Genomic DNA, 19461 nt, shown 5'->3' on the forward strand with positions numbered 1-19461 from the left:
CGTGCGCCCGCCCGCTCGTACGCCTGCGTGCTGGTGAGCTCAGCGGATGCGGACCGCGTCCGGGACGGACGGCGGGAGGGTGCCGGCGGTCTCGTCCCCCAGCGCCAGACGGATGTCCGCGTGCTGCCAGAGCGGCAACTGCCACCGGGCCAGGGCCTGTTCGGGGGAGCGGAGGACAGCGAGGGTGGGCAGGCCCGCGGCGTGGCCCTCGGCGAGCAGGTCGGGGAGCGAAGGCACCGGGGCCAGCGCCGCCACGTCGTCCAGCACGAAGGTCAGTGGTGGGTCGAGCCGGCCGGCGGATGACCCTGCGGCGATGCACCGGCCGTGCTCGACCACGCTGGAGAGGAGTGCGGTGAGCAGGGGCATCGCACCCGGGTGGGATCTGGGGTCTTCGATCCGCTCGCCCACTACGTACAGCGTTCCCCGTTCCGAGGTGAACGACTCCAGGTCGAGGCCACCGGTCCTGGCCGGATTGCAGGCGTCGCGGATGTGCACCGAGTTCAGCGGCTCCAGCAGATGCCGGATCAACGCCTGGGCGGCGTCCCGGCGTTCGGGGTACGCGTGCAGCACCGACTCCAGCTCGCCGCTCCAGCCGGACGCCGCCGCGGTGTCGGTGCGCAGGATCCGTACCGGCTCCCCTGCGGACGCGCCGCCCGCCGCCCACCGCTGGACCTGGCGGAAGGGCTGCCCGTCGACGGCCGCCGCGTGCAGCAGACAGCGCAGCAGTGTCGCCGCGGTCTCGTGCACGATCGCTTCGTCCGCGCGCTCGGTCCGCAGCGGGGCGAGCAGCGCAGCAGCGCGTATCCGCGCGGTCCCTGGCCGCTCGCAGCCCCCGTGCGGGGCCCACCGCAGCCGCCCCGGGACATCCAGCAGATGCGCCGGGTCGTAGACGTGCACCGGACCGAGTTTCGCGCGGTTGCCGACCGTCTGGTGGTACGTGTCCGGGTCCGCGGTGGTGACGACGACCGGTCCCGCGGCGGCCAGCACGGCGGGCTGGGTGATGCGCTTCGCCTTGTCGCCGCGGGGCGCGGCGAAGAGCGCGTAGGTGCGGGTGACCTCCCCGTCGGCCAGGTGCTCGGCGGCCGGCGCGGGGCGCGGCGCGGGTTCGGAGAGCACCGCGGTGGGGGTGTCGTCGGCGATGAAGGGCGCGGCCCGCGGCACCGTACGGAACCAGGCGTCCAGGCCGTCGCCGTCCTTCGCCGGCGCCGGGCGGCCCGCGGCCCGGCGCGGCTCGGGCAGCGGCGCCTCCTCCACCGGCTCCGGCGCCCGGCGCACCCCCCGCTCGTCGCGCGACCGCAGCCGCGCCACCACGTTGAGCACCCACACGGCCAGCACGAAGAGCACCATGAACTGCCCGATGAACACGCCCCAGAACAGCCCGGAGCCGGGCAATTGCCCCGGCGGCGTCTGTGGCCAGGCCGCCGCCACGTCGTGCGGCTCGCTGATCAGCGACCGCATCGCCTGCGGGGTGCGGGTGAAGTGCGCCTGGTCCGGCCAGCCGCCGTGCGAGAGCACTCCGGCGATGCCGGTGGCCGTCCACACCAGCACGGTCACCCCGAGCAGGAAGCCGATGATGCCGACGATCAGACCGTCCGGCAGGCCGCCCGAGGACCCTTTCTTGCGCTGCGCCATCTCGTCCCCGTCTGTGCTCTTGGGCGGTCCCCGCTCACGCCACCGCGTCGTCTGCCATTTGTTTGGCGAGCGCGACCTGGGCCGCCGCGTGCGCCTCGGCGCGGGCCTCGGCCTCCGCTTCCGCCTCGGCCTCCAGGTCCGCCGCGTGCTCCAGTGAGGTCTCGGTCATCGCGCGGTCGGTGAACACCAGCGGCCGTTCGGTCTCGGTGATCAGGTGCTTGACCACCTGGACGTTGCCGTTGACGTCCCACACCGCGATACCCGGGGTGAGCGTCGGGATGATCTCCACCGCCCACCGTGGCAGGCCCAGCACTTTTCCGGTGGCGCGGGCCTCGTCGGCTTTCTGCGCGTAGATGGTCCGGGTGGAGGCCATCTTGAGGATCGCCGCGGCCTCCTTGGCGGCGGCTCCGTCGACCACGTCGGACAGGTGGTGGACGACGGCGACGAACGACAGGCCGAGCCGGCGGCCGAACTTCAGCAGCCGCTGGAAGAGCTGCGCCACGAACGGCGAGTTGATGATGTGCCAGGCCTCCTCGACCAGGAAGATGCGTTTCTTCCGGTCCGGGCGGATCCAGGTGTGTTCCAGCCACACGCCGACGATCGCCATCAGGATCGGCATCGCGATCGAGTTGCGGTCGATGTGCGAGAGGTCGAAGACGATCAGCGGCGAGTCCAGGTCGATGTCGACGCTCGTGGGCCCGTCGAACATGCCGCGCAGGTCGCCGTCGACCAGCCGGTCCAGCACCAGCGCCACATCCAGGCCCCAGGCCCGGACGTCGTCCAGGTCGACGTTCATCGCCTCGGCGGACTCCGGCTGCGGGTGCCGCAGCCGCTCCACGATGTCGGTGAGGATCGGCTGGCGGTCCGTCACCGTCTCGACCACGAAGGCGTGCGCGACCTTCAGCGCGAAACCGGACCGCTCGTCCAGGCCGCGGCCCATCGCGACCTCGATGATGGTGCGCAGCAGCGCCAGCTGGCCGGTGACGGTGATCGCCGGGTCCAGCGGGTTGAGCTTGATGCCGCCGTTGAGCGCGGCCGTCGGGTCGAGCCGGATCGGGGTCAGGCCGAGCGCCTTGGCGATCAGGTTCCACTCGCCGACGCCGTCCTCGCCCTGCGCGTCCAGGACCACCACCTGCCGGTCGCGGAACCGCAGCTGCCGCAGGACGTACGTCTTCTCCAGCGCCGACTTGCCGTTGCCGGACTCGCCGAGCACCAGCCAGTGCGGGGCGGGCAGCTGCTGGCCGTAGAGCTGGAAGGGGTCGTAGATGTAGCCCTTGCCGGAGTACACCTCGCGGCCGATGATCACACCGGAGTCACCCAGGCCCGGCGCGGCGGTCGGCAGGTAGACCGCCTGCGCCTGGCCGGTCGAGGTGCGGACGGGCAGCCGGGTCGTCTCCACCCGGCCGAAGAGGAAGCCGGTGAACGCATCGGTGATGGCCGCCAGAGGGTCCAGCGTTGGCATGGGCAGTGGCCTCCTCGTACGGGCGGGCTAGCGGCGGATGCCGGTCGCGAACGGCAACGTATTAACGAATGCCCGGTGGTGCTCACGATCGCACCATTCAAGCTTCAGATACGACTTACCGGCGGAAGCACGAATGGTGCGCTTGTCGCGCGCCAGCGCTTCCGGGGAGCGCGAGGAGACCGTGATGTAGCCGACCAGGTTGACGCCGGCGGCGCCACTGGCGAGGTCCTCACCGCGCTGGTCGATCCGGCCGTGGTGGGCGACGTCCCGCGGGTCGACCACCCGGTTCATCTTCGCGGCCCGGCTGGCCTCGGCGTCGTCGTTGGTCTTCTCGGTCAGCATCCGTTCGATCGCCACGTCGGTGGGTTCGAGGTCCATGGTCACCGCGACCGTACGGATCACATCGGGGGTGTGCACCAGCAGCGGGGCCAGGAAGTTCACACCGACCGGTGTCATCGGCCACTCCTTGACCCATGCGGTGGCGTGGTGCCAGGGCGCCCGGGTCGACGACTCGCGCGTCTTGGCCTGCAGGAACGTCGGGTCGGTGGCGTCCAGCTCGGCCGGCCAGGCATTGCGCCGGGTCATCGCCTGGATGTGGTCTATGGGGTGATCCGGGTCGTACATCGAGTGCACCAGCGACGCCAGCCGGGCCTGGCCCAGCGGCTGCCGCACCCGGATGTCGGCCTCGGCGAGCCGGGCGCAGATGTCGTTGAGCTCACGGGCCATCACCGCGGCGAGCCCGGCGTCCTTGTCCACCTTGTGGCCGCGCACCGAGGTGGCGCGGGCCATCGCGTTGCCCTCGGCGGCCAGTTCGCGGGTGAAGTGCATGCAGGCCACGAGATACGCGCGGTGCTGCTCGGAGGAGGTCGAGACCATCGACTGCAGCTGCTCGTAGGAGTCCTTGAGCCAGCGGTCCGCTTCCGGGTCGCCGCGCTGGGCGACGTCCTTGGCGTGCGCGTCCGGGTCGGCGGGCAGCGTACGGGCCAGCATCTGGAGCCGGGTCACGAAGCCGTCGCCGTTGGCCACGTGCTTGAGCAGGGTGCCGAACCGCTCGACCAGCGCCTCCTGGTCCTCGCTGTCCCGCAGCCCGACGCCGGGCCCCTCGATCTCGATGGCCGCGGTGACCGTGCGCCGGTCCACGTGCAGCAGCACCGCGATCTCGTCCGGCCCGAACGGCGCGGCGAGCCAGGTGATCCGCCCGATCCCCGGCGGCGGCCCGATCTCCACCTCGCGTCCGTCGAGTCCGACCCCGGCCTCCTGGACCGCGGACCGGTAGGTGGGGGTGGTGCGCAGCGTACGGCGGAAGGTGCGGTTGATCTCGAACCAGCGGTAGAAGGTACGCCGCCGATACGGCATGTACACCGCGGCCAGGGCCAGCGTGGGGAAGCCGACCAGGCCGACGATGCGCAGCAGGAGTACCGGCACGAGCAGGCCGAACATCATGCCGAGGCCGGCGCCCACGATGATCAGCGCGATCTCACCGGTTTCCCGGTTCTTGCCCACGATCGCGTTCGGCCGGGCTTTGCCGATCAGATACGTGCGTCGTGGCTGGGTGAAGGGCTGGGTCGTCACCGGCGATCACCTCCCTGCGAAGTGCCGTTGTTCGAGCCTGGTGCCTGGCCCCGGTTGGCGCCGGGGGACGATCGGAACGGGGAGCCGCTGAGCGGATTGCCGGGCGGCGGGCTCGCGCTCTGGCCGCCTCCGCCGCCGCCCCGGTTGCTGTGCGCGGCCATGCCGCCGGACATCGGGTTGGCCGGCTGGCCGCCGCCCTGGGCCTGCTCCTGCGGGCCGCCGCGCGCGCTGTGCGTCTTGATGCCCTGCTTCACCAGCGCGGCGGGGGAGGAGATCACCGCTGCGGCGCCGCTCTGGCCGCCGGCCGACTTGCGGCTGTTGCGCAGATTGACCACGTCGTCGCCGAAGCCGGGGACGAACCGGTAGATCATGAAGCTCGCGAAGATCGCCAGCAGGATGATGGCAAGACCGGACACCACCGCGGAGAACGCGTCCGGGCCGCCGTTGCTGGACGACAGCGCGCCGGCCAGGCCCAGCACGATCACGATCACCGGCTTCACCATGATCACGGCGATCATGATCCCGGCCCAGCGGCGCACGTTGTGCCACATGTTCTTGTCCACCAGGCCGGCGTACACCGCGGTCCCCAGCAGCGCGCCGACGTAGAGCAGGGCGGCCCGGATGACCAGTTCCAGCCAGAGCACTCCGGCGGCGACCACGGACACCAGCGAGACCAGGATCAGCATGATCGGGCCGCCGCCGATGTCGGTGCCCTTCGTCAGGGCGCCGGAGAACGAGCCGAAGAACACGTCGGTGTTGGACTTGGTGCCCGAGGAAATCACGTCGGTGACGGCGTCGGTGGCCGACACCACGGTGTAGAGGATCAGCGGGGTGAAGGCGGAGGCGAGCACGGTCAGCCACAGGAAGCCCACCGCCTCGGTCAGCGCCTCGGTGAGCGGCACCCCGCGCACGGCCCGCTTGGCCACGGCCAGCAGCCACAGCACGAGCGTCAGGATCGTGGAGGCGGCGAACACGACGGCGTACTGCCGCAGGAACGAGGTGTTCGTGAAGTCCACCTGTGTGGTCTTCGTCACGGCGCCGGAGAGCTTGTCGATCGTCCACGAGGCGGCGTCGGCGCAGCCTTTGCCGAGGGAGGTGAGGGGGTCGAGCGAATCCACCGGATTCGTCGTCTTCGCGGGGGCGCCGGGGTCGCCTTTGGTGCAGTAGTCCTTGGCGGGACCGCGGATGAGGTCGCACGGGTCGGTACCGGTCGCGGAGGGGCGAGGGACTGTCGTCGGGTCGCCCGGAGCGGCCAGGACGCGTGTGGCCAGCAGTACGGCGGTCGTCTGGGCGGTCGCCAGCACCGAGGCCACGGTGAGGGCCCGGCGACGCGTCGTCGCACGGCCCGCGCCGCCTTGTGGGCACGCGCCGCCTTGTGGGCACGCGGCAGCGCCGGGCAGGAGAGCCGGACTATCGGGCATAGGTGAAGCCTCCGAACCCGTTCACTGCGTCGGTCATGTCCTGGGCCGATGACGCCGCCTGGTCCCGCCCGACGGGGGTGGGGCCGTCCTTCTGCTGGAAGTCGGTGATCTTCCAGTCGCCCGCGGCCCACTTCATCTCGAAAGTGTTGGTGAACCAGCTCTCGGTGACCGGGTTGGTCGAGCCTTCACCCGCCAGCCCGAAGAGCGACGAGTACCAGATGCTCACGGTCGCGGATGCGCTTGTGTACTGCACCAGTTTGGTGCCGACCGGGTTCGTACGGGAGACGAAGGTCGTGCCCTTCGGCGCGGTGCTGTCCGGCTGGAGGCCGATCCGCTGCAGGAACGCGGGGTCGGAGTAGACCTTGTCGAGCTGACTCTGCGAGGCGGCCGCGACATCCGCTGCGTAGACGGTGCTGACGATGGCGTGCCGGCGGCCCGTGTTGAACATGTCGACGCCGCCGAGCGCCACCGCGTAGTTCGCCGCGGCCGACTGGGCGCCCTCCGCCGTGTGGGGGAAGCCGGAAGGGATGCCGTTGGTCTTGCCGCTGACGGGGCGTTCGCCGGAGGGGGCGGTGGCGGCGGGGGCGCCGTCCTTCGCGCCTGAGGACCCTGAGGACCCCGAGGTCCCTGAGGACCCCGTCGAGGGCGCCCCGGACGCGGTGCCGGGGGAATCGTGCCCGCCGCGGTTGGCGAACGCGAGCGCCGCGATGAGGAGGACGACGATGCTCACCACCGTCACCAGGGCACGCCGGGGCTGGCCCCGGCGCGGAGCGCCGCCGTGCCCCGCCGGACCCTCGGGCAGCCGGGTCCGGGTCCCGGGTCCGTCCTGACCGGTGTTCACCACGCGGTCGCCCCCTCGGGCACCGGGCCCGCGGGCACGCCGGAGCGACGCCTGTCGCGGACGGCACCGCTGCTTGGTTGAGTGGGCATCAGCACGCAGCCTCGGAGGGGAAGGCGGAGCCGGGGACGGGCTCCGGAATGTTGCGCTCGGACCGGCGGGTACCGGCTGAGCCGACCGGGCTAGACGGCCATCCCGTACACGATGGTGAACAGCGTGCCGAGTGAACCGATGATGAACACGCCGGTCAGTCCGGCGATGATCAATCCCTTGCCCTGCTCCGCGCTGAAGGTGTCGCGCAGTGCGGTGGCGCCGATCCGCTGTTTCGCGGCGCCCCAGATCGCGATGGCCAGGCACAGCAGGATCGCTGTCGCCATCACCACCTCGATCATCACACGTGCTTCATTGCCGAGGGATCCGAAGGGACCCCAGTCGGGGGCGATGCCACCGATGATGGTGTTGATGTCGCCCTTCGCGGCTGCCAGGTACATGTAACTCACCACCCCGCTCGATCAGTTGACTCCCTCGCCGGGGCGCAAGGGGCCAGGACCCAGTCTGACGGAGGAATCCGCTGTTGCATGTCGACTCAGCGACTTTCTCGGCGGATCGTCCGTGCAAATCGGTCCGCAGCCGTCAGACTGGTTGGCGGACCATTGTTCGAAGGATGTAGACGACTACTCTGTGTATCACGCGGGTGACCGCAGGGCAACGATGGGAACGTACGACAACGTACGGGACCGCGGACCCCGGACGCGAGCGGGCGGTACGGCGCGCGACCGGCGGGAACTGAGCGCTCAGGAAGGGGCGGGCGGCTGTGGCGCGCAAGGTCTGGCTCACCGTCATCGTCGGTGCGGGCCTGTGCTGTTCGTTCCTGGCGTTGCTGGTGGTGGGTACGTTTTCGGCCGCGGCCGGCCTTGCCAGGAACGGCGGCGGGGCGGTCACTCTGGCCAAGGGTACGGTACCGGCCATATATCAGCCGATCGTCCTGAAGTGGGGCAATCTCTGCCCGGCGATCAACCCGGCGCTGCTGGCCGCCCAGCTCTACCAGGAGAGCGGCTGGAACGCGCGGGCGCAGAGTCCGGCGCAGGCGCAGGGGATAGCGCAGTTCATCCCGGGCACCTGGGCGACGCACGGCGTGGACGGCAACGGCGACGGCAGGACGGACGTCTGGGACCCGCAGGACGCGATCCCGTCGGCGGCCTCGTACGACTGCGAGCTCGCCTCCTATGTGAAGAACGTGCCGGGTGACGTCACGGACAACATGCTCGCCTCCTACAACGCGGGGGCGTACGCGGTGATACAGGCCGGCGGGGTCCCGGCGTTCGCCGAGACCCAGAACTACGTGAAGACCATCCGCACGCTGGAGAAGAGCTTCGCCGCCCCGGTCGGCCGGCTGGCGCCCTCCCAGCAGGCGGCCGCGGCGATCTACTACGCCCAGCAGCAGCTCGGCAAGCCGTACCTGTGGGGCGGCGAGGGCACCGCGGCGCAGGGCGGGCGGTTCGACTGCTCGGGGCTGACGCAGGCGTCGTACGAGTCGGTCGGCATCAGCCTGCCGCGGGTCGCCAACGACCAGTGGAACGCGGGTTCGCACCCGGCCCGGTCCGAACTCCTCCCCGGGGACCTGGTGTTCTTCGCCACCGACCTCAACGACCCGCGGACGATCCATCACGTCGGGATCTACGTCGGCGGCGGGTACATGATCGACGCGCCGCACACGGGTGCGGTGATCCGCTTCGACCCGATCGACTCGGCGGACTACATCGGGGCGACCCGGGTGACCCAGGCGGGGGCGCAGGCGCTGCCGACGAAGGCCGCGGCCTGAGTCGTACCCCCCCGGTGGATGGTGCGGATGTGACGTATGCGTTCGGTGAGGTCGTGGCCTGAGCCTCGCCGATCGGCGCCGGTTTGTCCCTTCTCGCTGGTCACCCTTGTATAACGGCATGGTGATCATCTGGCGAAGACCGGAACGCTACGTACCGTGTCGCGAGTTGTACGGGAGAGAATGGCGCGGGACGCAAGCGACGGGGGTTGCGGACGAGCCCAGCCAGCCTGGCACCGTACGTAAGGGGCACCACCGCTATGGCCAAGGTCGCTAACGACAGCGTGAACCCTGACATCAGCCTGCTCCGTGACATCAACGACTTCGCCAAGCAGGCGCCGCACGGCGTCGACAGGGCGGTCCAATTCCTCAGCGACTACGGGCTGATCGCCGTTGCCGCCGTCCTCGCCGGCTGGTGCTGGTGGCGGGTGGCCCGGCGCTCGGCGGACGCGCCCGCCGCGGTGGCCGGCGTGCTGTGGGCGGTCCTGGCCGGCGGCCTCGCCCTCCTGCTCAACATCCCGGTCCGCGCCTTCGTCCACCGGCCCCGCCCGTACACCGAGCACGACGGCCTCGACGTCCTGGTGCACGGCGGCCACCACTACTCCTTCGTCAGCGACCACGCGGCCCTCACCGGTGCGGTCGCCGTCGGCCTGTTCATGGTCAGCCGCCGCCTCGGCGCCGCGGCACTGCTGGTCGCCCTCGCCGAAGGGATCAGCCGGATCTACCTCGGCGCCCACTACCCCACCGACGTCGTCGGCGGCTTCGCCCTCGGCGCCGCGACGTGCCTCCTCCTGGCCCCCCTCGCCCTGGCCCTCCTCACCGCCCTCACCACGTCCCTGACCACCACCCGCCTGGCCTTCCTCATCCGCCGCCCCGGCGGCCCGGCGATCCCGTCCCCCGCCCCTCAACAGCGCGCGGACGACAAGGGCTTGGCGGCGTAGTGGGCCGTCCGGTCAGCTCCCGTCGTCGGGGACGCAGCGGATGCCGCGGACGAGCTGGTCGAGGTCGGCTGCGACTTCGACGAAGCGGTCGTGGTCCCAGGCCATGAGGAAGATGTGGACGTCGGTGTCGTATGTGTCGTCGCGGAAGACGTAGTTGACCTGTTCGTACGGTCCGTTGCCCAGGTCACCACTCCATCGGGACCTGACTCCGGTGCCCAGCGCCTCGGTCTCGAACCATTCCGCTGTCGCCTCGCTCGTGGCGCTCTTGGTGCCCCAGTAGGCATAGTGCTGGAACGCTTCCTCCCGGGTGCCGTCCCGTTTCCACATGGCGATGGCGGCGAGCACGGGCAGCCTGGTGTAGTCGGGGCAGTGCAGGTAGAACACGTGCGCTCCGATGTGTCCGATCGCGTTGTCGCGGGCCAGCAGCAGGGCCTCCGCGAACGGCAGCACCTCATTCTTGACGATCTTCTTCGTCAGGGTGCGTCCGGCCCTCAGAAAGCGATCCCTGGCATAGTCGAATGCCCACTCCGCCTCATCCGCCCACTTGGTTCCGGGAAAGCTCACCGGCATCGGAAACCACCGGGACCGGTCGTAGTCGACCGTGATCCAGTTATCGGTCGCCTCACGGGTCTCGAAACTCATACGTTCTCCTGTGCCGGTTCCCAGCGGAACGTGCCCATGATGGCGTCGAACAGTGCGCACAGCAGCTTCGCGGTGCCGTCGTCGGGGCTGCCGGCTCCGAAAGTGGAGAACGACGAGAGCAGCCAGCCGTCCGCCCTCCCCGGTGCCGGCAGCAGGTACTCGACGCGCCGGGACGGATGGTCGACCCCGCGCTCGGCGTCGGCGGCGTACACCTTTTCGGTACGGATACCGGCGGTGCCGTCGAGTTCGACCGGCGTCCCTCCTTCGCCGGCCGACAGGAGTTCGGCCAGGACCTGTCCCGGCTGCGGCGCATCGGGCTTGCCGAATTCCACGAAGGAGACGAGGAAGGAGGCCGGCAGGTTCTTCTCGGGCCGGCCGAAGGGCAGGTAGAGATCGACGCCGGCGTTCTGCCGTGCCTGGGCGATCAGCCTCTTCAGCCGGGCCTCCAACTCCCGTCGGTACGGGGCGACCTGGTCACGGCTGTGCTTGGCGAACGCCTGGTCGAGGAGGGCGGTGAGCGCTTTGTCGGTGCCCCGCTGGACCGGGATCTTCTGCCATTCGCGCGGGACCACGATGCGGTAGCCGCGTATCGCGCCGGTCGCCGTCACGAGCCGATCTCCGAGGTGGTGAGTTCCTTGAGGCGGCCGAACTCGTCCCAGTGCGGGGAGGTTTCACCTTCCAGATCGGGGTGCGCGACGCCGCCCGCGAAACCGTTGCCGATCCAGTTGACCAGGTCGCTGCCGCCGGCCCAGTGGCCGAATTCGTCAACGACGTTCGCGGCGCCGTTCGCCAGCCGGATGGTGTTCATGAAACTTGTGCCGCGAGCGAGGGCGTTCGGGAAGAGCCGGGTGTCGGGGAACGTCTCGGCGAGCGATCGCAGTTTCGACACTTTCTCGATCACCGTGTTCTCGCCGGCCGCGAGGAACTTCTCGCCGACGGCCCGGCCGTAGTTCACGAAAGGAGACCAGGTCCGGTTGAGGCCCGCCTGGTCGAACTCCTCCACGAGCCCTGCGCCTTTCGCCGCAGCGCGGGCCGCGCTGCTGGCGCCCGCCTCCGCCGTGCCCCGCAGGCCACTCGCTATGGTCTCCGCGAACTCCGTGGAACCCGTCAGGAAACTCTTCGTCAGAACCGACGTTCCCAGGGTCGCCAGGGCGAAGACGTCGAGGCCGACGTCGATCCAGGAGCCGTCGCCGGTGAGGGCCAGGGAACCGTGGCCGGCCAGGGCGGCGAACATCAGGCCGGCGAGGAGCCAGGTGGCCACGTCCAGGCCGGGGATGAAGAGAGACACGACGACGAGCGCGGTGACGATCCACGTGCAGATGTCGGCGAGGAGTTTGATCATCTCGGCGTGCTCGTGGACGAAGTCCTTGAACCCGTCCCAGCGGCTGTCCTTGAGGCCGTCGTGCTCGGTGTTCTCGATCTTCTGCTTCCAGTGGCTCGCTCGGGCGTCGCGGTGGTCCTTGGTGCGGGCCAGTTGGGCTTTGGCGTCCGCCAACTCACCCTGGGCGGCGTGCTTGGCGCGGTCGTCGGCGGCCTTCTGCTGCTCCTCGGCCGGTGTCAGGCGCGGCGGTGGGCTGCCCGGGGCGGGTTTCGCGTCGGGCGCGTTCGCGGTGGCCGCGACCGCCTGGGCTCTGGCCAGCGCGCGCAGGGAGTCGGACTGGCAGTCCTCCAGGTCGTCGGCCCAGTGGGCCAGATAGCCGGAGACGTGCTCGTAGCGGGTGGCGACCTTGTCCAGGCCGCCCTGCAACTCGGCCGCGCTGTCGCGGAGTTCGTCCGCGAACCGGCCGATGTTGTCGTCGCCCGCGATGGTCTTCAGCAGGGCGATCTGGTCGCGGATGGTTCCCGCCATCTTTCCGAGCCGAGTCGCCTCGGTACGGATCTCCTGCGGATCCCCGGGTATCGGGTCCTGTGCCTCGTCGAGCACGATCCACTCGGAATCTGCCGCCCTGGCCATACGTGCGCGTTCCTCTCCCCCTGCGCGAACCGCGGTACGGGCCCGCGCGACCGCCGCTCGGTCATTCCGCTTTCGTCAGACCGTTCTTGAGCTTCTCGTCGACGTCCTTGAACGCGTCCAGGGTTTTCTCCGTCATCTCGCCCATGGCCTGGATCTTTTCGAGCAACTTGTGCCGGTGGTAATCCCAGTTCGCGGCGAAGTCGTGCATCGCGTGGATCATGTCGCCGGAGCCCAACTCGTCCGCGATGTCCGCCTGGTGGTGCTTGGTGTCGTCCAACTCCCGCTGGATCGCCTTGAGATTGCGGGCGGAGTCCTCCAGATGGTCGTACGAGACCTTCAGGTCCGTCATCCGTTCGTGCCCTCCCGGCGAGATCTGGCGGAAACCACCAACCTCTCAAGTCTTTTGGGAACCGAACAACCGCCGGAGGGCAAAGGAGAGCAAAGTCCGGCGGCGCGAGTGCGGGCGAGTGCGGGCGAGTGCGGGCGAGTGCGGGGCGGGGGGTGCCTTGACGGGCCGACTTCGGTGAAGGCGGTGTGAAGCGTGATGCGAACAGGTACCGATCGGGGTCGGCCCCTACAGCCCCATCGCTCGCGCCGGTAGGGTCGAAGCGAAGCGCAACCGACCGGAACCGGACGATTCACGGGGGACTCCGAAGTGACCCGCTCTTCCCTGCCCATTGCCGTCGCCTTCGCCGCTTCGGCGGGCCTGCTGCTGACCGCCTGCGGCGGGGGCGGGTCGGACAGCGCGGACAAGATCCAGCCGTCAGCGACGACGGCAGCGGCGCCGACCACGACCTCATCGACCCCGACGCCGACCCCTCCGACGGGCCCTGACGCCCCGAAGTTCAACCTCCCGCCGGACCTGACGGTGGAGTTCACCGGCTTCGACAGCGCGAAGGCCGAGGACAAACTCGTCCTCCAGGACGCCAGTTACGCCGCGAAGTCGGTTCTCGAACTTGAAGTGCAGCCCCGTACCAAGGTGACGCCGAACTTCTCCCGCTTCTGGACCGGTGAACGCGGTGCCTCCTACGCCGACTCGCTGATCAGCCAGATCAAGGGCGGCACCGTCATCACGGGCGTCTACCGTTACTACAACCCTGTCGTGAAGTCCGTTCAGGGCGGCGCCATGCAGGTCACGTACTGCGAGGACCAGCGCAAGGCCTACTCGAAGGATTTCACAACGGGCAGGGTCCACGTCACCTCGCCCTCACCTTCGGATTTCCGGCAGTGGACCTTGCTGATGTCCAAGTCGTCGTCAGGCGAGTGGCAGGCCTTTGACCACAGTTGGCTGAAGGGGGCGAAGCAGTGCGCGGTTTCCTGACAACCCGTTCGAGCCGCTGCTCCGTTGTCGCGGTGGCGTGCGCGGCGCTGCTGTCCCTGGCCATAGGGACGGCGTCCGCCGGCGACGGGGTCGACCAGGGCGACAGCAAGACCACGGACACCGGGGGCGATGGTACGACCTACTACTCGCACGTGACGTACACGCACCGGGGTGGTGGCGCCCCCGGCGACGATTCGAAGCCGGTGCGGTCGTCGAACGTGAACTGGACGCCGCCGGTGTGCTGGTACGAGAGCATGACGCCGGAAGAGTTCAAGTCCGAGATCGACCGGCGGTACATCAGTGCCGGGCAGTCCCGTGCCGACACCGTCGCCAACTACTACAACCAAGTTCAGTCCAAGATGAACGAGATCAAGTACCACCAGGGGGACGACGGCAGTTGGTGGGTGCTTGCCTGGGACCAGCACGCGCTGGAGAGGAACGACACCCCCTTGTGCCCTTACAACGAGGGCTGGTTGTGGCAGGGACCGAATGATCCCGCGCCGCCGTTGCCGGTGTCGCCGCAGGTTCTTGCGCAGGCCGCGTACGGGCAGATGACTCTGCCGACGCGCAAGGTGGATCTCAGCCCCGACGCGCAGAATCAGAAGGTCAACCTGCCGACGTATGTGAGCTTCGACCGGGCGCTGGGCCAAGTCTCCGTGACCGCCCAGGTCGGCCCCGTGGCGGCGACCGTGGTGGCTGTTCCCTACAGCCTGCATGTCGAGGCCGGGACCTCGTATGCGGACCCTGCCAGCTGCGACTACACCTTCGGTGACGCCAACGGCGGCTACAAGGTGAACAGTGCCGGCGCGGACTGCAACATCACCTACCGGAAGGCCACTCAGGGGACCACCTATCCCTTGCGTGCCGAGATCACCTGGCGCGTGACCTGGACCCCCACCGCGGATGTGCAGCCCGGGGGCACGCCCATGGACGACGGGTTCTCCGATTCCCAGCAGGACGTGCAGGTGCAGGAGATCCAGACCGTCAACCGGTGACCGCAGGGTCGGCCTTTCCCCGGGCGCTCGGTCGGTCAGAGGGACTGGGGGAAGGTGAAGAGGTGGTTGGGGTCGAGGTGGGACTTGAGGGTGGCGAGGCGGGACGCGTTGGGGCCGTAGTAGGCGGTGCGCCAGTTCTTGAGGGTGGGGTCGGTGTAGTTCTGATAGGCCGCGCCGGAGGCGTAACGGCGCATGGCCGCGTGGGTCGTGTCGAGCCAGGACGTGTCCGCGAGGTGGTCCGAGGCGAGGTACTGGACCAGGACGCGGGACCTGCGGTGGGAGAAGGCGGTGGCCGTGGGGGAGGGGCGGTTGACCGCGCCGCCGAGCGCCGTGAGGGCGATGCTGCCCGCGCCGCCGCCGGACTGGTTGGCCAGGCGCTGGGTCTGGGCGAGGAGCGTGTCGATGCCGGCGGCCGAGAGCCGGCTGTCGTAGAAGTCCGAGCGGGCGGTGTAGGTCTCGCGCCCCAGGTGCCCGGCCGGCGCCAGGTGGCACTGGGCGGCGGAGAGGCCCGAGCAGCCGGCGTAGGAGAACATCGCGTCGAGGAAGGCGTGCGGCCGCAGGGAGACCGAGGAGGCGGGCCCGGGCCCGCCCGGGGCGTCGGCCAGCCGGTCCGCGGCGGCGGCGAGTTCGTCGCGGGAGCCGGTGGACATCAGGGCGACCGAGACGGTCGGTGAGCCGCCGGGCGCGCAGTCGAGGTGGAGCGCGGACCAGATGGGGTCCGGCTGGTCGGGGCCCCAGGACTGCCAGGAGCGGATCACCGCGGCGGCCCGGCTCCACGGCCAGGTGAGGTAGCCGGTGACGACGTCGGGCGTCGCGTGCGTGCTGAAGCGGAGCGAGGTGACGACGCCGAACTGGCCGTTGCCCGCGCCGCGCAGCGCCCAGAAGATGTCGGGTTCGGCGTCGGCGGAGACCTCGTGGGTGCGGCCGTCGGGTGTGATGAGCGTGGCGCCTATGAGGTTGTCGCATGTCAGGCCCATGGAACGGCTCAGTACGCCATGGCCGCCGCCGAGCGTGAGGCCGGAGATGCCGACCGAGGGGCAGGAGCCGCCGGGGACGCAGCGGCCCTGGTCGCCCAGGGTGCTGTAGACGTCGATCAGTTTGGCGCCGGCGCCGATGGTGGCGTTGGTGCCGTCCAGCCGGATGGAGTTGAGCCGGGAGACGTCGATGATCAGGCGTCCGTCGCCGCTCGACCAGCCCGCGTATGAATGGCCGCCGCTGCGGACCACCGGCACGGTGCCGGTGCGCGTGGCGAAGTCCAGGCAGGCGCGGATGTCCTCGGCGCCGGTGACGTAGGCGATGCCGGCCGGGCGCAGGTTGTCGTAGCGGGTGTTGTAGAGGCGGCGGCCGGTCGCGTAGCCGCTGTCCTGGGGGAGGACGAGGTCGCCGTCGAGGGAGGAGCCGAGTGCCTTCCAGTCCGCCTTCACATGGGTGGGCCTGGGGGAGGGGGAGTGCGGCGGCGTGCTGGTGGCGGCGGCGGTGCTGGACGCCGCGCCGGCCTTCGCGTCGTCGCCGGTGCCGTCACCGGTGCAGCCGGAGAGCCAGGCGGCGGCGAGTACGGCGCCGCCGGCCATGAGCGCGGTACGGCGGGCCGGTGGGCGGGCGGGCGCCGACCCGAAGGGGGCCGGCCGTGCCGGAAGGTCCGTCGAGTCCGCCGGGTCCACCCGGTCTGCCGGGTCCGCTTGGCCGGCCTGTTCCGTGGCTGTCTGGTTCACCGTTGCTCCACCGCCGCATCACGTCCGCGCACGGGGTCGGGCCGACCCCGGCGGCAGGTGCCTACTGCCCACGCGCACCTCCGGTAACCCAAGACGACGCAGCCGGGGTTCCGGTTGCGACGATTTTCGCCGGTCAACGGCCCCCGGCAGGCCCTCGGGTGACGGAAGGGCGGCAGGGCTGGGAGGAGGGGGACGCGATCCGGCGCTGCGGGACCTCCCCGACGGCGTCGCCGGTGAGCTGTACCGCGCAGGGCCCGGGCTCGCCCGCGGCTACCCCGGGACCCTCGGCCGGGCTTCCGTCAGAGCGCCCGCCCTCAAACGCCCCCGTGCTCCCCCGCGTCCCGCCGGGCCCGGTCACGCGACCGGCGGGCCGGCCCGCGCCAGCCGCACGTACAGCGCGCCGACACGAAGGCACCGCGTTCCGTGACGGAGGTACGGTGCCCGGCTTCGTCCCGGTCGCTCCCCGTGGACCCGGCGGTGCTGCCATCAGCGGCGGAGGGGGAAAGGGCGGGGGGTTCGGTAGCGACCACATCGCGCACCCCTCCACCGTAACGGGCGTGACGGCGTACTCAAGACCGTCGTTAAGCGGAACGAGGCCCCGGTCGCCTGCCCGGCGCCCGGCCGTACAGGGACGGATGGGTGATCGTGGCAGCGGTAGGAAGGTTTCCGGCGGAGGTCGTGCCCGGCGGATCGGCGCCCGCGCCTGCGCCCGCGTCCGGGCCACCGGGCAGCCTGGGCAGCCCGGGTGCCCGTACGGCACTCGCGGCGGTCGCCGCCCTCGCGCTCGCCGGGGCGCTCGGCGGCTGCGCCGGCAGTGGCGCCGCCGCCGAGGGGCCGAGCGGTGAGCCGCAGGGCGTCGCGGCGGCAAGGGCCGTGGGGGCGGCGCCCGATGTGCTGGTACGGGCCGGCAGCTCACGGGTGCGGACGTCGATGCGGATGGCGAGCGGCGGCACCTGGCTGACGATCACCGGCACCGGCGGGTTCGACTACGCCCGCCGGCAGGGGCGGCTGACGCTGGACCTGCCCGAGGACGCGGCCGGGGTGGCGGAGCACAAGCCGCTCACCGAACTGCTGACACCGGGCGCGCTCTACATGAAGGACCGGGGCGCCGGGGTGCCGGCCGGCAAGTGGGTGCGGGTGGACACCACCCGGCTGCCGGACGGGAATCTGGTGACCGGGGGCGCCACAGAACCGCTGGCCGCGGCCGAACTGCTGCGCGGCGCCGGGCCGGTGACCTTCGTCGGAGCGGAGACCCGGGACGGGGTGCGGGTGCGGCACTACCGGGGCACCGCCGACATCGCCCGCGCCGCGCAGGCCGCGCCGGCGGCCGACCGGGGTCCGCTGGAGGCGGCGGCGAAGGGGTTCACGGTGACCCGGGTGCCCTTCGACGCGTGGCTGGACTCGGTCGGGCGGCTGCGGGAGCTGAGCCAGCGGTTCACTTTCAGCGCCGCCGGGACGAGGCGGGGGGCCGGGCACAATGTGACGGTGGTCTCTACCACCCGCTTCGACGGATTCGGCACCGCGGTGCCGGTGATCATGCCCCGAGCTGCGGACATCTGGTCCGGAAAGATCGTTTCTGCCCAACCGCAGTAAGGGCCCCGCCGGATCGGGCCTCATCGAAATGGCCCATCCGTGCCATGCGCCGGAGCACGTGTGGTCCCTACCCTGGAGTACGGCCGAGTGGGTCAGGGGGCGATTCGTGAGCGAGGAGGTGGTACGCGCATGGTGCCTTCGCCCGGAACTTCGGTGCAGGACGACCCGGTGGCGCTGATGGAGATCGAACTGTGCGGTGAGCTGATGATCGCCGCGTCCACCGCCGACGGTGACCGGCTCAGCTTCGCCCGGATCGACGAGGTCCTGGACGTCGCGCCCAGCGCGCCGACCGCCAACTAGCCGACACGTCAGCCGGCACCCTCGTCAGCCGGCACCCACATCATCCGGCGCCAGCGCCCCCGCCAGCCGCCACCCACGCCGGCCGGCGTTCGCGTCATCCCGCGCCAGCCGTCAGCCGCCCTCAGGTCCGCAGCAGCCGCGCTATCGCCGCTGTCGCCTCCGCCACCTTCTCGTCGATCTCCGGGCCGCCGCCGACCGCCGCCGCGGCCACGCAGTGCCGCAGGTGCTCCTCCAGCAGCTGCAGGGCGAACGACTGCAGCCCCTTGGTGCTCGCCGAGACCTGGGTGAGGATGTCGATGCAGTAGACGTCCTCCTCGACCATCCGCTGCAGGCCCCGGATCTGGCCCTCGATCCTGCGCAGCCTCTTGAGGTGGGACTCCTTGTCATGGCTGTAGCCATGCGGCCCGTGCGGCTCCACACTCTCCCCCGCGACGCTTTCCGAGGTCATCCGGCCTGCCCGCCCTTCTGTCCCGTTATACCCCCGATGGGTATAGCTTACCGAATCGATACCTTGTGCGAGGCATCCCCTGTCAGGAGGTTTGGCCTCATGGGCGACACTGGGTGACACCGGTCAACCGTGGCTGGATGATGCACCTAGCATCAACGAGACCGAAACCGAGCACCCCGAGGACCTCAACGTGCGCTTTCGTCTGACCCCCAGGGAGACGAGCTTCTACGACATGTTCGCCGCATCCGCGGACAACATCGTCACCGGTTCGAAGCTCCTCATGGAACTGCTCGGGGCCGATTCGGCGACCCGGCCGGAGATCGCGGAGCGTATGCGGGCGGCGGAGCACGCGGGCGACGACGCGACGCACGCGATCTTCCACCAACTCAACTCCTCCTTCATCACCCCGTTCGACCGGGAGGACATCTACACCCTCGCGGGTTCTCTCGACGACATCATGGACTACATGGAAGAGGCCGTTGACCTGGTCGTCCTCTACAACGTGGAGGAGCTTCCCAAGGGGGTCGAGCAGCAGATCGAGGTGCTGGCGCGCGCCGCGGAGCTGACCGCCGAGGCGATGCCCAACCTGCGCACGATGTCCAACCTGACCGAGTACTGGATCGAGGTCAACCGCCTGGAGAACCAGGCCGACCAGATCCACCGCAAGCTGCTCGCACAGCTGTTCAACGGGAAGTACGACGCCATCGAGGTCCTCAAGCTCAAGCAGATCGTGGACGTGCTGGAAGAGGCGGCGGACGCTTTCGAGCACGTGGCGAACACGGTGGAGACCATCGCGGTCAAGGAGTCCTGA

At 70.3% G+C, this 19461-nt stretch carries 19 protein-coding genes; 7 read left to right on the plus strand and 12 right to left on the minus strand.

Annotated elements, in window-relative coordinates; all coding sequences use genetic code 11:
• Positions 1-39: 39 nt before the first annotated feature.
• The 6 genes from OG552_RS19880 to OG552_RS19905 all read right to left on the minus strand — a co-directional run bounded on the left by OG552_RS19880 (position 40) and on the right by OG552_RS19905 (position 7416).
• Complete coding sequence (locus tag OG552_RS19880) at positions 40-1632, minus strand: type IV secretory system conjugative DNA transfer family protein (RefSeq protein WP_329134789.1); 1593 nt, start codon at positions 1630-1632, stop codon at positions 40-42.
• A gap of 34 nt (positions 1633-1666) precedes the next feature.
• Positions 1667-3094: an ATP-binding protein gene (locus OG552_RS19885; protein WP_329134791.1), complete on the minus strand. Its 1428-nt coding sequence runs from the start codon at positions 3092-3094 to the stop codon at positions 1667-1669.
• A 27-nt stretch (positions 3095-3121) separates the two neighbouring features.
• On the minus strand, positions 3122-4666 hold the full coding sequence (locus OG552_RS19890; RefSeq protein ID WP_329134792.1) for an SCO6880 family protein: 1545 nt from the start codon (positions 4664-4666) through the stop codon (positions 3122-3124).
• Positions 4663-5979 carry a hypothetical protein gene (locus OG552_RS19895; protein WP_443070980.1) on the minus strand — a complete coding sequence of 439 codons (1317 nt, stop codon included), beginning with the start codon at positions 5977-5979 and terminating at the stop codon, positions 4663-4665. Before OG552_RS19895 ends, OG552_RS19890 begins: the two co-directional genes overlap by 4 nt.
• A 97-nt stretch (positions 5980-6076) precedes the next feature.
• Positions 6077-6931, minus strand: a complete 855-nt coding sequence (locus tag OG552_RS19900; protein ID WP_329134796.1) for a hypothetical protein — start codon at positions 6929-6931, stop codon at positions 6077-6079.
• Between the two features lie 176 nt (positions 6932-7107).
• Positions 7108-7416, minus strand: a complete 309-nt coding sequence (locus tag OG552_RS19905; RefSeq protein ID WP_329134798.1) for a hypothetical protein — start codon at positions 7414-7416, stop codon at positions 7108-7110.
• Between the two features lie 323 nt (positions 7417-7739).
• Here OG552_RS19905 and OG552_RS19910 point away from each other — a divergent pair, with 323 nt between their 5' ends.
• Positions 7740-8747, plus strand: coding sequence for a C40 family peptidase (locus OG552_RS19910; RefSeq protein ID WP_329134800.1), 1008 nt, complete (start codon positions 7740-7742; stop codon positions 8745-8747).
• A gap of 257 nt (positions 8748-9004) precedes the next feature.
• A complete protein-coding gene (locus tag OG552_RS19915) occupies positions 9005-9685 on the plus strand; it encodes a phosphatase PAP2 family protein (protein ID WP_329134802.1) in 681 nt (226 codons plus the stop codon).
• 12 nt (positions 9686-9697) lie between these two features.
• Here OG552_RS19915 and OG552_RS19920 read toward each other — a convergent pair whose 3' ends face one another.
• The 4 genes from OG552_RS19920 to OG552_RS19935 form a co-directional block, all read right to left on the minus strand.
• The gene (locus OG552_RS19920) at positions 9698-10327 is read right to left on the minus strand and encodes a hypothetical protein (RefSeq protein ID WP_329134803.1); all 630 of its coding nucleotides are present in this window, start codon (positions 10325-10327) and stop codon (positions 9698-9700) included.
• The gene (locus tag OG552_RS19925) at positions 10324-10935 is read right to left on the minus strand and encodes a hypothetical protein (protein ID WP_329134805.1); all 612 of its coding nucleotides are present in this window, start codon (positions 10933-10935) and stop codon (positions 10324-10326) included. The genes OG552_RS19920 and OG552_RS19925 overlap by 4 nt, the downstream gene beginning before the upstream one ends.
• Positions 10932-12281: a hypothetical protein gene (locus OG552_RS19930; RefSeq protein ID WP_329134807.1), complete on the minus strand. Its 1350-nt coding sequence runs from the start codon at positions 12279-12281 to the stop codon at positions 10932-10934. Before OG552_RS19930 ends, OG552_RS19925 begins: the two co-directional genes overlap by 4 nt.
• A 61-nt stretch (positions 12282-12342) precedes the next feature.
• Positions 12343-12630 (minus strand): hypothetical protein, encoded by a 288-nt coding sequence (locus OG552_RS19935; RefSeq protein ID WP_329134809.1) that lies wholly within the window; start codon positions 12628-12630, stop codon positions 12343-12345.
• A 306-nt stretch (positions 12631-12936) separates the two neighbouring features.
• On the opposite strand from OG552_RS19935, the gene OG552_RS19940 reads away from it, so the two are divergent.
• On the plus strand, positions 12937-13602 hold the full coding sequence (locus OG552_RS19940; RefSeq protein ID WP_329134810.1) for a hypothetical protein: 666 nt from the start codon (positions 12937-12939) through the stop codon (positions 13600-13602).
• Entirely contained in the window at positions 13587-14597 is a 1011-nt protein-coding gene (locus OG552_RS19945; RefSeq protein ID WP_329134812.1) for a hypothetical protein, read from the plus strand. The genes OG552_RS19940 and OG552_RS19945 overlap by 16 nt, the downstream gene beginning before the upstream one ends.
• Before the next feature lie 35 nt (positions 14598-14632).
• Here the strand turns inward: OG552_RS19945 and OG552_RS19950 are convergent, their stop codons facing one another.
• Positions 14633-16168, minus strand: coding sequence for an FAD-binding oxidoreductase (locus OG552_RS19950; protein WP_329140953.1), 1536 nt, complete (start codon positions 16166-16168; stop codon positions 14633-14635).
• Positions 16169-16954: 786 nt separating this feature from the next.
• Here OG552_RS19950 and OG552_RS19955 point away from each other — a divergent pair.
• Together OG552_RS19955 and OG552_RS19960 are read left to right on the plus strand one after the other, a co-directional pair.
• Positions 16955-17902, plus strand: coding sequence for a hypothetical protein (locus OG552_RS19955; RefSeq protein ID WP_329134814.1), 948 nt, complete (start codon positions 16955-16957; stop codon positions 17900-17902).
• A 129-nt stretch (positions 17903-18031) separates the two neighbouring features.
• Complete coding sequence (locus OG552_RS19960) at positions 18032-18202, plus strand: hypothetical protein (RefSeq protein ID WP_329134816.1); 171 nt, start codon at positions 18032-18034, stop codon at positions 18200-18202.
• A 121-nt stretch (positions 18203-18323) separates the two neighbouring features.
• Here the strand turns inward: OG552_RS19960 and OG552_RS19965 are convergent, their stop codons facing one another.
• A complete protein-coding gene (locus tag OG552_RS19965; RefSeq protein ID WP_329134818.1) occupies positions 18324-18650 on the minus strand; it encodes a metal-sensitive transcriptional regulator in 327 nt (108 codons plus the stop codon).
• A 190-nt stretch (positions 18651-18840) separates the two neighbouring features.
• Here OG552_RS19965 and OG552_RS19970 point away from each other — a divergent pair, with 190 nt between their 5' ends.
• Positions 18841-19461: a DUF47 domain-containing protein gene (locus tag OG552_RS19970; protein ID WP_329134820.1), complete on the plus strand. Its 621-nt coding sequence runs from the start codon at positions 18841-18843 to the stop codon at positions 19459-19461.

Origin of the sequence: Streptomyces sp. NBC_01476 (genome assembly GCF_036227265.1) — a bacterium.
Lineage (GTDB): Bacteria > Actinomycetota > Actinomycetes > Streptomycetales > Streptomycetaceae > Actinacidiphila.